The 12,759-nt window shown below is 76.1% G+C and carries 10 protein-coding genes; 3 read left to right on the top strand and 7 right to left on the bottom strand.

Going from position 1 to position 12,759, the window contains the following annotated elements:
• The first annotated feature begins 162 nt into the window (after positions 1-162).
• Positions 163-1,851 carry a GAF domain-containing protein gene (locus ACFVUH_RS12315; RefSeq protein WP_387913172.1) on the top strand — a complete coding sequence of 563 codons (1,689 nt, stop codon included), beginning with the start codon at positions 163-165 and terminating at the stop codon, positions 1,849-1,851.
• Between the two features lie 49 nt (positions 1,852-1,900).
• Here the strand turns inward: ACFVUH_RS12315 and ACFVUH_RS12310 are convergent, their stop codons facing one another.
• From ACFVUH_RS12310 to ACFVUH_RS12280, 7 genes are all read right to left on the bottom strand, one after another.
• Positions 1,901-2,323, bottom strand: a complete 423-nt coding sequence (locus ACFVUH_RS12310) for a pyridoxamine 5'-phosphate oxidase family protein (RefSeq protein WP_387912830.1) — start codon at positions 2,321-2,323, stop codon at positions 1,901-1,903.
• A 234-nt stretch (positions 2,324-2,557) separates the two neighbouring features.
• Positions 2,558-3,292 (bottom strand): response regulator transcription factor, encoded by a 735-nt coding sequence (locus ACFVUH_RS12305; protein WP_355371762.1) that lies wholly within the window; start codon positions 3,290-3,292, stop codon positions 2,558-2,560.
• 130 nt (positions 3,293-3,422) lie between these two features.
• Positions 3,423-3,872, bottom strand: coding sequence for a nuclear transport factor 2 family protein (locus tag ACFVUH_RS12300; protein ID WP_387912828.1), 450 nt, complete (start codon positions 3,870-3,872; stop codon positions 3,423-3,425).
• Positions 3,873-3,977: 105 nt separating this feature from the next.
• Positions 3,978-4,511 (bottom strand): hypothetical protein, encoded by a 534-nt coding sequence (locus ACFVUH_RS12295; protein ID WP_355371756.1) that lies wholly within the window; start codon positions 4,509-4,511, stop codon positions 3,978-3,980.
• A 164-nt stretch (positions 4,512-4,675) separates the two neighbouring features.
• Complete coding sequence (gene ctaD, locus ACFVUH_RS12290) at positions 4,676-6,346, bottom strand: cytochrome c oxidase subunit I (protein WP_387913170.1); 1,671 nt, start codon at positions 6,344-6,346, stop codon at positions 4,676-4,678.
• Positions 6,347-6,868: 522 nt separating this feature from the next.
• Positions 6,869-7,357, bottom strand: coding sequence for a pyridoxamine 5'-phosphate oxidase family protein (locus ACFVUH_RS12285; protein WP_387913168.1), 489 nt, complete (start codon positions 7,355-7,357; stop codon positions 6,869-6,871).
• Positions 7,358-7,401: 44 nt separating this feature from the next.
• A complete protein-coding gene (locus tag ACFVUH_RS12280; RefSeq protein ID WP_387912826.1) occupies positions 7,402-8,238 on the bottom strand; it encodes a sigma 54 modulation/S30EA ribosomal C-terminal domain-containing protein in 837 nt (278 codons plus the stop codon).
• 209 nt (positions 8,239-8,447) lie between these two features.
• Here ACFVUH_RS12280 and ACFVUH_RS12275 point away from each other — a divergent pair, with 209 nt between their 5' ends.
• Positions 8,448-9,092 carry a class I SAM-dependent methyltransferase gene (locus tag ACFVUH_RS12275; protein ID WP_387912825.1) on the top strand — a complete coding sequence of 215 codons (645 nt, stop codon included), beginning with the start codon at positions 8,448-8,450 and terminating at the stop codon, positions 9,090-9,092.
• A gap of 297 nt (positions 9,093-9,389) precedes the next feature.
• Positions 9,390-12,599 carry a type 2 lanthipeptide synthetase LanM family protein gene (locus ACFVUH_RS12270; protein WP_387913166.1) on the top strand — a complete coding sequence of 1,070 codons (3,210 nt, stop codon included), beginning with the start codon at positions 9,390-9,392 and terminating at the stop codon, positions 12,597-12,599.
• Positions 12,600-12,759 lie beyond the last annotated feature (160 nt).

Raw genomic sequence — 12,759 nt, 5'->3', positions numbered from 1 at the left:
ACCCCGCCGCCCGGCTGCCCCGCCCACACCGGAGCGGCCCCGGCCACGCCGGCCCCGTCCGCGACGGCCCCGAGCACGGCGACCCCGAACACGGCGACCCCGGCCGCCGCCCCGCGCGCCCGGGTCGGGAACGCCGCCCCCGGCGGGCCACGGCTTCCGCAGCTGCGGCTGGACGAGCTGCTGGAGGAGCTCCAGTGGCGGATCGACGCGGCGCGCGGCACCCGTGACCGGGTGCACAGCCTGCTGGAGGCGGTGCTGGCGGTCGGCCGCGAGCTGGACCTCTCCCAGGCCCTGCACCGCATCGTCGAGGCCGCCGCCGACCTGGTCGACGCCCGCTACGCGGCGCTCGGCGTGATCGGCGCGGACGGCTACTCGCTCTCGCAGTTCCTGACCGTCGGGCTCGGCCAGGAGGAGATCGACGCGATCGGCCCGCCGCCGACCGGCCAGGGCATCCTCGGCGAGCTGATCCGCGACCCGCAGCCGCTGCGCTGCCCGGTGCTCTCCGAGCACCCGGCCTCGGTGGGCTTCCCGCCGAACCACCCCCCGATGCACACCTTCCTGGGAGTGCCGGTGCGGGTGCGCGGCGAGGTGTTCGGCAACCTCTACCTGACCGACAAGCGCGGTGGCCTGGACTTCGACGCGGACGACGAGGCGGTCATCTCGACGCTGGCGGTCGCCGCGGGGGTCGCGATCGACAACGCCCGGCTGTACGAGGAGGCACAGCGCCAGCACCGGTGGCTGCGGGCGAGCGCCGAGATCACCCGCAGCCTGCTGTCGGGCGCGCCGCGGCTGGAGGTCGTGGAGCTGATCGCGCGCCGGGCGCGGGAGATCGCCGGTGCCGAGCTGGCCGATGTGTCCGTGGTGCTGTCCGATCCGGGCGAGCGGGCCGCCGAGCTGACCGTGGAGGTGGCGCTCGGCGGGCGGTCGGAGGCCCGGCTCGGGGTGACGGTGCCGGTGGACGGCACGCTCTCCGGCGCCGCGTACGCCTCGGGCTCGCCGGTGACCAGTGACGAGCTGGAGGGCGACGAGCGGTTCCCGGCCGGTCCGCCCGGGCGGTTCACGGGGCTGGGACCGGCGGTCGCGGTGCCGCTGGCCACCGGCGAGGGGTTCGGGCGCGGTGTGCTGCTGCTGGCCCGGGAGAGCGGTCGCCCGCCGTTCACGGCCGAGGAGACGGGCCCGCTGCTGGGCTTCGCCGACCAGGCCGCGCTGGCCCTGGAGCTGGCCGAGCGGCGGCGGGACGCCGAGCAGCTGACCCTCCTGGAGGACCGCGACCGGATCGCCCGCGATCTGCACGACCTGGCCATCCAGCGGCTGTTCGCCACCGGTATGACGCTGCAGAGCGCGGGCCGGCTGATCGAGAGCCAGAGCGCGGCCGACCGGGTGAGCCGGGCGGTCGCCGACCTGGACGAGACCATCAAGATCATCCGCTCGACCATCTTCGGCCTGCGCGCCCACAGCGAGCCGGACCGCGGCCTGCGCGCCCGCGCCACCCGGGTCGTCGGCGAGGCGCAGGCCACCCTCGGCTTCGCGCCCCGGCTCAGCATGGAGGGCCTGCTGGACACCGACGTGCCGCAGGAGCTGGCCGAGCACGTGATGGCCGTACTCGGCGAGGCGCTCAGCAACGCGGCGCGGCACGCCAGGGCGAGCCGCGTCGAGGTGGCGCTGCGCGCGGCCGGCGGGAACGTGACGCTCACCGTGACCGACGACGGCGTGGGCGTGCCCTCCGGCGGGCGCCGCAGCGGCCTGCGCAACCTCGCCGAACGCGCCGACCGGGCGGGCGGGAGCTTCGAGCTGCTCCCGGCCGACGGCGGCGGCACCCGGCTGGTCTGGCAGGCCCCGCTCGGCGTGTGACCCGCGCGGCAGCCGGGCCGTCGTACGCCCGGCTGCCGCGAAGGGGGGCTCAGCAGGCGTCGGGTGCCAGGTGGCGTCCGACGACCAGTTCGGGGGCTATCCGGATCTCCACCCGGCTACCGGGTGCCTGGGACGGGTGGCGCAGTTCGGCGCGGCCGAGGACGGTGACGCACCAGCCGGTGCCGTCGGTGTCGTCGACCTCGTCGGCCTCGAAGGCGATCACCGCGCCGGCCACGGCCCGCGCCAGTTCGGATTCGGCCGCCGTGGAGAGCAGGACGCCACCGAGCGCGTCCAGCCGGAAGCGGATGGGGAGGACGGCGGGCAGGGCGCCCACGGTGTAGACCACGCGGCCCACCCCGGTGCGGCCCAGCAGCTCCAGCGCCCGGGTCTCGTCGAGTTCCCGCGTGTGGCGGTGCTGCGGCCGGACCCGTGGCTCGACCTGCACGGACGCGGCTTCAGGATCGGCGTTCATACCAGCGATGGTCGCCCCTGGGGCCGGGACGGGACGAGGGCCGATGGTCCCGCCGAGAGTCCCGCCCGGCCCATGGCGGACCCCGGCGAACGTCCCGGGCCCGGCGCCCGGCCGAGTCGGCGCACGACCGCACCGGGAGACGGCGGGAAGGGGGCCGTCCGGGCCCGGACGGCCGACGGCCCCGGTCACCGCAGGCGGGCGGGCGACCGGGGCCGGGTACGGGGGCCTGCGGCGTCAGCCGCGCGGGCCGTGGCCGAGGACGCGCGGGTGGTGGGCCGAGCGGTCGGCGGCGGCCGACTGGCGCAGCTCGGTGGCGATCAGCGCCGCCTGCACCCGCCGCTCGACACCGAGCTTGGCGAGCAGCCGGGAGACGTGGTTCTTCACCGTCTTCTCGGCGAGGAAGAGCCGCTCGCCGATCTGCCGGTTGGTCAGCCCCTCGCCGATCAGCGCGAGCACCTCCTGCTCGCGCGCGGTCAGCTCCGGGCCGCCGCCGGCCGGCTGCGCCGGCTCGGCCTCGCTGCGCAGCCGGTTGAGCAGGCGGGTCGCGGCGCCGGGGTCGAGCATCGAACGCCCGGAGGCGACGGTGCGCACGGCGGCGATCAGGTCGGTGCCGCTGATCTGCTTGAGCACGTAGCCGGCGGCGCCCGCCATCACGGCGTCCAGCAGCGCCTCCTCGTCGTCGAAGGAGGTGAGCATCAGGCAGGCCAGGTCGGGCATCCGGGAGCGCAGTTCGCGGCAGACGGCCACGCCGTCGCCGTCACCGAGGCGCACGTCCAGGACGGCGACGTCCGGGCGCAGCGCGGGGATGCGCACCAGCGCCTGCTCGGCGGTGCCGGCCTCGCCGACCACCTCCAGGTCGGGCTCGCCGTCCAGCAGGTCGTGCACGCCGCGGCGCACCACCTCGTGGTCGTCCAGCAGGAACACCCGGACCGGTGCCGGTGCTCCGGTCCCGGTCGTCTCGCTCGCCATGTCGTGGCTCCACCTTCTCCTCGCCCGGCACACCACACACCGGGTCCATCGCATCATGCCGTACCGACGGGGCCGCGCCCAGGGTCGAACGGCCCCATTCCGGCCAGATCCGGGTCACGCCGGAGGCTTCCTACGCCTGCGCGTTCTCCGTGAGGGAGGAGAGCACCCGCTCGACGGCGCCGAAGGCGACCGCGCTGTCCAGCGGGTTGGAGTAGGTGCGCGACCAGGTGATCAGCCCGCCGCTCACGCGCGCGAACACCACCATGTCGAGGCTGAAGCGCTTGCCGGTGGCCAGCACCTCGCCGTGCAGCCGGTACTCGGCGACGGCGAGTTCGGGGTCGCTGGTGCCGTGCACGCTGACCCGGTCCACCGCGTCGAAGCGCTGCATCACCGCGCCGCGCCGCAGGTGTTCCACGAAGGCCTCCCGGCCGGGCCGCTGCGGGGGCACTCCGGGGAGCAGGTAGGGCAGTTCGAAGGCGGCGTCGGCGGTGACCAGGTCGGCCACCGCCTCGTCGGGGCCCTCGCCCATCAGCTGGACGAACTGCCGGAGCACATCGCTCGGCGTGGCGGTGGCGGTCATCGGACGCTCCTCTCGGCGGGCCGGGGCGGCGCCCCGGGTCGCCTGATTGATATCCGGCCCGGCCTCGGCTCAGCAAGGGTCCTGCGGAAGAACGGTGACGGTCGGTCAGATGCGGTGCCGGCGGGCGTTGCCGAGACCGATGAGCAGGAAGGCGGTGGAGACCGCGACGGCGCTGCCGGCGGCGGCGGCCAGGCGCGGGGCGAGCGGGCCGCCGCCGGAGAGCAGGATGGAGGCGGCGCCGAGCGAGGCGACGGCCAGGCCGACGAGCAGCCAGCCGAGCAGGGCCCGCGGCGAGGGGCGCACCGGGAGGGGCGCGGGGTTCGGGTCGAGCAGGGCCCAGCGCACGGTGTCCTCGCGCTGTTCGGTCCGGCTCTGGAGGTGGGCGCGGATCCGCAGCAGGACGCCGGCGACCAGGCCGGCGAGCGCGATCTGGGCGGCGGGCTGCCAGGCGGGGACGGCCAGCAGCAGGCCGCCGGCCAGGGCCAGGCAGGCCCACCAGGTCACGCAGGCGGCCGCGGCCGTGCGGGCCGAGCGGGGGCGGTCCTCGCCGGCCTGGAGGTCGGCGATGGCGGGCAGGTACCAGACGCAGCCGGACGCGGTGATCGCGGCGGTGCCGATGGCCAGGACGATGTGGGACACGGTGCCGTGCACTCCTCAGGTCTCGGGCGGTTCGGAGGGGGGCCGCTCCCGCCCGCCCGGGGCGACGCGCGGGCGGGAGCGGCGTTGGTGGGGCCGGGCCGTCAGGGCCCGTGACCGGCGGTCGTCAGCCGGCGGTCGTCAACGGGCGTCGTCAGCCGGCATCGTCAGCCGGCGTCGTCCGGCCGGCCGGAGGCGGCGCCGCCGTCGAGCGCGCGGGCGCGGCGCGGCCTGGGCACGTCGTACTCGGCCGGGATGACCCCGGCCAGGTGCTTGGCGCGCTCGCCGCTGTGCTCCAGGTAGTCGCGGGCGGCGATCTCGGGGTGGTGCAGGTCGAACGCCGGGGACTCGGTGCGGATCCGCGGCAGCTTGGTGAAGTTGTGCCGCGGCGGCGGGCAGGAGGTGGCCCACTCCAGGGAGCGGCCCCAGCCCCACGGGTCGTCGGAGGTGACCTTCTCGCCGTACTTGGCGGTCTTCCAGACGTTGTAGAGGAACGGCAGGATCGACAGGCCGAGCAGGAAGGAGCCGATGGTGGACACCGTGTTGAGCGTGGTGAAGCCGTCGGAGGCCAGGTAGTCGGCGTAGCGGCGGGGCATGCCCTCGGCGCCGAGCCAGTGCTGCACCAGGAAGGTGGTGTGGAAGCCGATGGTGAGCGTCCAGAAGCAGATCCGGCCGAGCCGCTCGTCGAGCATCTTGCCGGTCATCTTGGGCCACCAGAAGTGGAAGCCGGCGAACATCGCGTACACCACGGTGCCGAACAGCGTGTAGTGGAAGTGCGCGACGACGAAGTAGGAGTCGGAGACGTGGAAGTCCAGCGGCGGGGCGGCCAGCAGCACGCCGGTCAGGCCGCCGAAGAGGAAGGTGACCAGGAAGCCGACCGTCCACAGCATCGGTGTCTCGAAACTCAGTGAGCCCTTCCACATGGTGCCGACCCAGTTGAAGAACTTCACGCCGGTGGGCACCGCGATCAGGAAGGTCATGAACGAGAAGAACGGCAGCAGCACTTGTCCGGTGACGTACATGTGGTGCGCCCACACCGTGACCGAGAGGCCGGCGATGGCGACGGTCGCCGCGATCAGGCCGCCGTAGCCGAACATCGGCTTGCGGCTGAACACGGGGATGACCTCGGAGACGATGCCGAAGAACGGTAGCGCCAGGATGTACACCTCGGGATGGCCGAAGAACCAGAACAGGTGTTGCCAGAGCATCGCCCCGCCGTTGGCCGGGTCGAAGACGTGCGAGCCGAACTTGCGGTCGCACTCCAGGGCCAGCAGCGCGGCGGCCAGCACCGGGAAGACCAGCAGCACCAGGACCGAGGTGAGCAGCACGTTCCAGCAGAAGATGGACATCCGGAACATGGTCAGGCCGGGGGCCCGCATGCAGATGATCGTGGTGATGAAGTTGACCGCGCCGAGGATGGAGCCGAAACCGGAGAGCGTCACGCCCATGATCCACATGTCGGCGCCGACGCCGGGCGAGTGGATCGCGTCGGACAGCGGCGCGTAGAGGAACCAGCCGAAGTCGGCGGCGCCCTGCGGCGTCGCGAAGCCGGCGGCGGCGATCAGCGAGCCGAACATGAACAGCCAGTAGGCCAGCATGTTCAGGCGCGGGAAGGCGACGTCGGGGGCGCCGATCTGGAGCGGCATGATCCAGTTGGCGAAGCCGGTGAACAGGGGCATGGCGAAGAGCAGCAGCATCACCGAACCGTGCATGGTGAACGCCTGGTTGAACTGCTCGTTGGAGAGGATCTGCGTCCCCGGCCGGGCGAGTTCGGCGCGCATGACCAGGGCGAGGATGCCCCCGATCAGGAAGAACCCGAACGACGACACCAGGTACATGGTGCCGATCGTCTTGTGGTCTGTGGTCGTCAGCAGCCTGACCACGGACGAGCCGGGTCGTTTGACCCGTGCCTGTCCCGGTCGGGCGGCGGACGGCGGCGGCGCGCTGTCGCCCTGTGCCTCGATGGCGCTCAAGGACGCACTCCTTCGAAACTTCTGCGGATGGATGGCGATCCATGATCGGAACGCGCCACCCGTGCGCCCTAGGGCCGTTGGACCCAGCGGCCCGGGGCCGGTGGGCCTCTGATCAGGGCCCCCGGGCGGGACCACTGTCCGCCCGGCCGCCCGGCACGGCCGGCCCGTCCCCGGGTACGACGAAGGACCGGCGCGGCCGGGAGAGTTGACGTTCTCCCGGCCGCGCCGGACGGGCGCGGAGCCGTTCCTCCGCGCCGGGGTCCCGGTGGACCGCACGCCCCCTCCGGGAAGGGGGGCGTACGGGCGCCGGGACCCCCGGTAGGGGCCCGCGTCGGGGCGGATCGCGGGCCCGGGGCCTCAGTTGTCCAGTTGTCCGTGGGGCGGGCCCTACGAGGCGGCGGCGCCCGCGATGAGCCGGTAGCCGGCCACCAGGTCGGGCTGGATGGCCACCGTGTGGTCCATCGAGGCGTTCACCCAGGGGCTCAACAGGGCGCGGTAGCGCGCCAGTCGGGCGGGGTCGGTGACCGGCCGGGCGAAGCCGGTGACCACCACGCTCCAGCCGAGCCGGGTCACCGGGTCGATCGCGTCCGCCTCGTAGGCGACCACCACACCGGTGTCCTCGCTGCCCGCCGCGGCGGCGGTCAGCGCGGCGCCGTCGTGCGTGCGGATCACGATGGTGTCGTCGACCAGCAGGTGGTTGACCGGGCGGATCGCGGGCAGCGCCCGTACCGTGAACACGATCCGGCCGAACGGCGCGCCGCCCAGCAGCCGCAGGGCCTCGGCCCGTTCGAGCGGCACCAGCTCGCGCGGCGGCGCCTCGGCGGGCGGTCGGGGCCGCACCACCGAACCGGCTCGGCGGGCCGGCTGCTGCGGCACGGCGGAACGGCGCCGCTCGCGCAGCCGGCGGCGGAAGTCCTCGCTCACGAGGCGGCCGCGATCAGGCCGAGGCCGCCGTCGAAGCGCCGGTAGAGCACCCGGCCGCGTCCCGAACCGGGGTGGGCGAAGAACAGGTAGGGCAGTTCGGCGGCGGTCAGCCGCTCGACGGCCTGCTCCTCCGTCAGCTCCGGTGCACCGCAGGGGCTGAGGGTCAGCGGCACGGCCGGGTGGCTGGGTGGTCCGGCGGCCACCGTCCGGGCCAGCCGGTAGCCGGTCGGGCCGACCCGGTAGACCACCGCGTCGGTCTCGGTGGCCGGGTCGGTGAACAGGTGGATGTCGAAGTCCATCGCGTCCATGGTGCGGGCGGCGGCGTCCGGCGAGCACCACACCAGCTGGGCCCGCTTGCGCCGGACGATGGGCTGCGGCCCGACCGGGTACGGGAGCGCGACGCGCGCGACACCGGCGTCCGGGTCCGCGGCCCGCGGGACGGCGACGGCGGCCGGGGCCGCGGACGCGGCGGCGGTCAGCGGCATCCGCGAGCGGGTCCGGCGCGGCCACGGCCTGGGCGCCCAGCCCGAGGTGACGGCGGCCATCCGGACGCGCAGCCCCTCGGTGATCCGGTCCAGCGCCTCGCCGAGGTCGGCGGCGGCCTCCTGGACGCGGATCCGCCGGCCGTCCACCTCGGCGTTGACCTGGGTCAGCACACCCGCCGGGCCCGCCCCGCCCGGGGAGGCCGCCGTGCCGATCGTCCCGACCCGCACCCGCAGCGACTCCACCAGGGCGTCCGCCCCGCCCACCACGGCCGCGATCCGGGCCCTCGCATCGGCCGCGAAGCCCCGCGAAATCCCCTCGCACAACCGCACCGTGACCAACTCGCCCACCTCAGGCCTCTTCCCGTTCCGCCACACTCTGGTCCTGCCGCGCCGACCCGCCCCCGGCGGCCCCGCACTGCGGCGCGGCGATCACCATCCCTCCCCGGCACCCCGCTCGCAAGGGCCGAACGGCCCCATCGGCCCGCGCCCACCGGCCCCGCCGCCGCCCGGTGCACCCCGGGCGCACCGCGCCCGTCCACCCGTGGCATCATCGGCCCATGTCGGCCTCTGACGACCAGTCCGCGTACTGGAACTCGACCGGAACCACCAAGACCTTCGGCCATCCCCCGCACCCGGGCTGGACGGCCCGCCTCGACCGCGGCGCCGTCCTGCTCGACTACGGCTGCGGCTACGGCCGACTCGCGGGCGAGCTGGCCGCGCTGGGCTTCAGCGACGTCGAGGGTGTGGACGTGGCGCCCGAACTCGTCGCCCGGGCCCGTGCCGAGCAGCCCGCCGCCCGCTTCTCGGTGCTGACCGACCCGCCGCGGATCGAGCGCCCGGACGGCGCCTACGACGCGGCCTTCCTGTTCGCCGTGCTCACCTGCGTCCCGGACGACGCGGCGCAGGAGGCACTGGTCGCCGAACTGCACCGGGTGCTGCGCCCCGGCGGCCTGCTCCTGGTCAGCGACTACCTGCTCCAGCCGGACGAGCGCAACCAGGAGCGCTACCGCCGGTCCGAGGCGGGCTACGGCCGCTACGGGGTGTTCCGGACGAGCGACGGCGCGGTCTGCCGCCACCACACCCGGGAGTGGCTGAGCGGGCTGTTCGCGGCGTTCGAGACCGTCGAGGAGCGCGAGGTCCCGGTGCTCACCATGAACGGCCGGCCGGCGGTGGCCGTCCAGTTGCTGCTCGCCCGCCCCTGACCCCGTCCACAAGTCGGGGGCCCGCCCCCTCCGAAAGTAGGGGGTGCGGAGGATCGTGCGGGCGCCCCGTCACAAAGATGGGGGCCGGTCCCCCATGCCCCGACGGCCACCGCAACGACAGGATCAGCAACGAGGGCAGCGCCTTCGACGGCAGCGCGGCCCTCTCCCGGCATCGGAGGTGCGGTGGTGGCAGAGGTGGACGCCGTGCGCAGCACGCGCCTCGACGGGGGCGCCGGACCGGTTCAGGGCCCGGTCGCACCGGCGGTCCCCTCGGCCACACCGTTCCCGCACACTCCGATGCCCGGCGACTTCCCCGCACCACCGACCGCAGCACCGACCGCACCGACCCCCGCACCGCCCGCGGGATCCGCCCGCCCCGGACCGCCCGGTCCGCCGCCGGACCCGCACCCGATCCGCCCCGCCCTCCCCCAGACTCCCCGTTCCCACCCCGGTCGGCTCCGGTCCCCCCGTGCCGGCGGCCCCTCGTGGTGGGAGCGGGGCTTGACGCCGGGCCGGCCGGTCCCCGCCGCCCGCCCGGACTGGGCCGCCTTCACCGAGGCCGCCGTGGCCGCCGCACCGGTGCGCCCGGTGGTGCCGCGCGCCGCCTACCCGGGCCTGAGCGGCTTCGCGCTCGTCCTGCAGCCCTTCGCCGACCGCGCGCAGGTACGGCTGCTGACCGCGCTCTCCCCTGCGGTGCGCGCCGCCGACCAGCAGGGCCGGATCGACCTGCCCGCGCTGCGCGCCGAGTTCACCGCGCGGCTGACCGAGCGGCTGGCCCGGACCGCCGCGCGCACCCTGGTCCTGGAGCTGCACACCGCGCGCGCCGCCGGGCGGCTGGCCGGCGGCACCCCGCAGGAGCGGTTCCGCTCGTTCCTCGCGCTCACCGCCCGCCGGGAGGGCCTGGCCGCGCTGCTGCGCGACTACCCCGTGCTGGCCCGGCTGCTCGCCCGCGCCTGCCTGGACGCCGCCGACGCGCACGCCGAACTGCTCGACCGGTTCGTGGCCGACCGGGCCCTGCTGGTCACCGGCCTGCTGCGCGGACGCGACCCGGGCGCGCTGGTCGCCGTCGAGGCCGACGCGGGCGACCGCCACCGGCACGGCCGGGCCGTCGCCGTGCTGCACTTCGCCAACGGCGGCGCCGTCGTCCACCGGCCCCGTCCGCCCGCCGCGCACCGGCACTTCAACACGCTGCTCGGCTGGTACGGCGGACGGCCCGGCGTCCCCCGGCTGCGCGCGCTGGGCCTGCTCGACCGGGGGTCCCACGGCTGGACCGAGTACGCCGAGGCCCGCCCGTGCCTGACCCGCTACGACGTCGAGCGCTTCTACCGCCGCCAGGGCGCGCTGCTCGCCCTGCTGCACGTGCTCGACGGCACCGACCTGCACTTCGAGAACCTGATCGCCTGCGGGGACCAGCCGGTGCTGGTGGACGTCGAGACGCTGTTCCACCCACCGGCGGGCGGCCCGGCCACCGAACCCGGCCTGGCCGGGGACCCGGCGGCCCGCGCCCTCGCCGAGTCCGTCCACCGGGTCGGCCTGCTGCCGCAGCTGCTGATCGGCGACGACGGCGCCGTGGACGTCTCCGGCATCGGCGGCGGCTGCGCCGGGCGGCAGCTGTCCCCGGTCGACGGCGTGGACTGGGCGGGCGCCGGCACCGACGAGATGCGTCTGGTGCGCCGCCCCCGGCCGTTCGGCGAGGCCCACAACCGGCCCCGGCTGGGCGGCGCGCCCGTCGAACCCGCCGAGCACACCGAGGCGCTGCTGGCCGGCTTCCGCGCCGGTTACACCGCGCTCGCCGACGGCCGGGACGAACTCACCGGCCCGCGCGGGCTGCTGCGCTGCTTCGCGGACGCCGAGGTGCGGGTGGTGCCCCGGGCCACCCGGGTCTACGCCCGGCTGCTCGACGAGTCCACCCACCCGGACGTGCTGCGCGAGGCCGGCGCCCGGCAGGCCGTGCTCGACCTGCTGCGCACCGACGCGGTCGACGACCCGGGCCGCCCCGGGCTGGCCGACCACGAGATCGCCGACCTGTGGACCGGCGACGTCCCGTTCTTCACCACCCGGCCCGGCTCGCGCGACCTGTGGACCAGCGACGGGCGCCGACTGGCCGGCGAGCTGGCCGAGTCGGGGCTGGCCCGGGCCGAGGTCAAGCTCGCCACGCTCGGCGCCGTCGACCGCAAGGACCAGGAGTGGATCGTCCGCGCGGCCATGGCGGGGGCCGCCGACACCCCCGCGCACCGGCCCGGCCCGCCGGGGCCGGAGAACGTCTGGGCGACCGCCCCCGAGCCCGAACGGCTGCTGGCCGCCGCGCGGGGCCTCGGCGACCAGCTCGTCGCCGCCGCCTACCAGGGCCGCTCGCGCACCAACTGGCTGGGGCTGGAACTGCTCGCCGACCGCTACTGGCGGGTGCGCCCGCTCGGCGCCGACCTGGCCGGCGGCTACACCGGCACGGCGCTGTTCCTCGCCCAGCTCGCGGCGCTCACCGGGACCGACCGCTACGCCGAGGTCGCCCGCCGGGCCCTCGCGCCCGTCGCCGGGCTGCTCGACTCGCTCGCCGCCCACCCCGACCACCCGGCCGCCGTCGGCTCCGGCGCCTTCGCCGGCCTCGGCGGCATCGCCTACGCGCTCACCGAACTCGCCCGGCTGCTGGGCGATCCGCTGGTCGCGGCGTGGAGCGGCCCGGCGGTGGCGCTCACGGCGGCCGCCGCCGAGCGCGAGGACGACCCCGGTGTGCACAGCGGCACCGCCGGCGGGCTCGCCGCCCTGCTCGCCGTGCACGCCGCGGGCCGCGGCGGATCGGCCGGGACCGGGACCGCGGGCGCCGGACCGGCCGGCGCCGTCGATCCGGTCGCCTCCGCCGCGCTGGCCGCCGCAGGCCGCTGCGCCGAGCGGCTGGCGGGCCGTCCCCTCCCGGCCGGCACCGGCTTCGCCCACGGCTCGGCCGGCATCGGCTGGGCCCTGCTGCGCTACGCCGAGGCGGTCGGCGAACCCCCCGACGGCCCGCACCACCGGGCCGGGCTGGCCGCCCTGCACGCCGCCACCGCCGTCCGCTCGCGCGAGGGCTCCTGGTGCCGGGGCCGCCCCGGTGTCGCGCTCGCCGTCGTGGACAGCCCGCTCGCGCTCGCCGACCGCCGGCTCGCCGACTGGGCCCAGCGCGCCGTGCGGAACACCGCCCGCGCCGCGCCGCTCGGCGACCACAGCCTCTGCCACGGCGAGTTGGGCGTGCTGGAACTGCTCGGCCGGCACGGTCCCACCGCCGGGCGCACCCCGTGGGTCCGGCGGGCCGGGGCGCTGCTGGCCGCCGTCGACCAGGACGGCGCGCGCCCGGGCACCCCCGACCAGGTCGCGCACCCCGGGCTGCTCACCGGCCTGGCCGGGATCGGGCACGGACTGCTGCGGCTCGGTTTCCCGGACCAGGTGCCGCCCGCCCTGCTGCTGCGTCCCCGGGTCCCGGCGGTCGAGGCCGGGAAGCGCGCGAACACCGGTCCGCGCGCCGCTGTTCGCGCCTAGCGCCCCCATGCGCGCGCGTCACGCGCGTTCTGCACCACCGGTACCACCGGCCCCTGCCGTCCGACCGAACCGGCGCCACCCGAACGACGTCCTCTCCACCGGGCGTCGTCCCGACCGGACGTCCGTACCATCCACACCATCAGAACCATCCATCCGCGAC

The sequence above is a fragment of the Kitasatospora sp. NPDC058032 genome (assembly GCF_042885845.1).
Taxonomy (GTDB): domain Bacteria; phylum Actinomycetota; class Actinomycetes; order Streptomycetales; family Streptomycetaceae; genus Kitasatospora.
The sequence above is the reverse complement of the archived record's forward strand: the minus strand, read 5'-3'. Positions and strand labels throughout refer to the sequence as shown.

Excerpts from the sequence above, each read along its gene's own strand:
- ACFVUH_RS12310 (WP_387912830.1), bottom strand. The coding sequence starts at position 2,323 with ATGAACGCCGATCCTGAAGCCGCGTCCGTGCAGGTCGAGCCACGGGTC.
- ACFVUH_RS12305 (WP_355371762.1), bottom strand. The coding sequence starts at position 3,292 with ATGGCGAGCGAGACGACCGGGACCGGAGCACCGGCACCGGTCCGGGTG.
- ACFVUH_RS12300 (WP_387912828.1), bottom strand. The coding sequence starts at position 3,872 with ATGACCGCCACCGCCACGCCGAGCGATGTGCTCCGGCAGTTCGTCCAG.
- ctaD (WP_387913170.1), bottom strand. The coding sequence starts at position 6,346 with ATGTACCTGGTGTCGTCGTTCGGGTTCTTCCTGATCGGGGGCATCCTC.
- ACFVUH_RS12275 (WP_387912825.1), top strand. The coding sequence starts at position 8,448 with ATGTCGGCCTCTGACGACCAGTCCGCGTACTGGAACTCGACCGGAACC.
- ACFVUH_RS12270 (WP_387913166.1), top strand. The coding sequence starts at position 9,390 with ATGCCCGGCGACTTCCCCGCACCACCGACCGCAGCACCGACCGCACCG.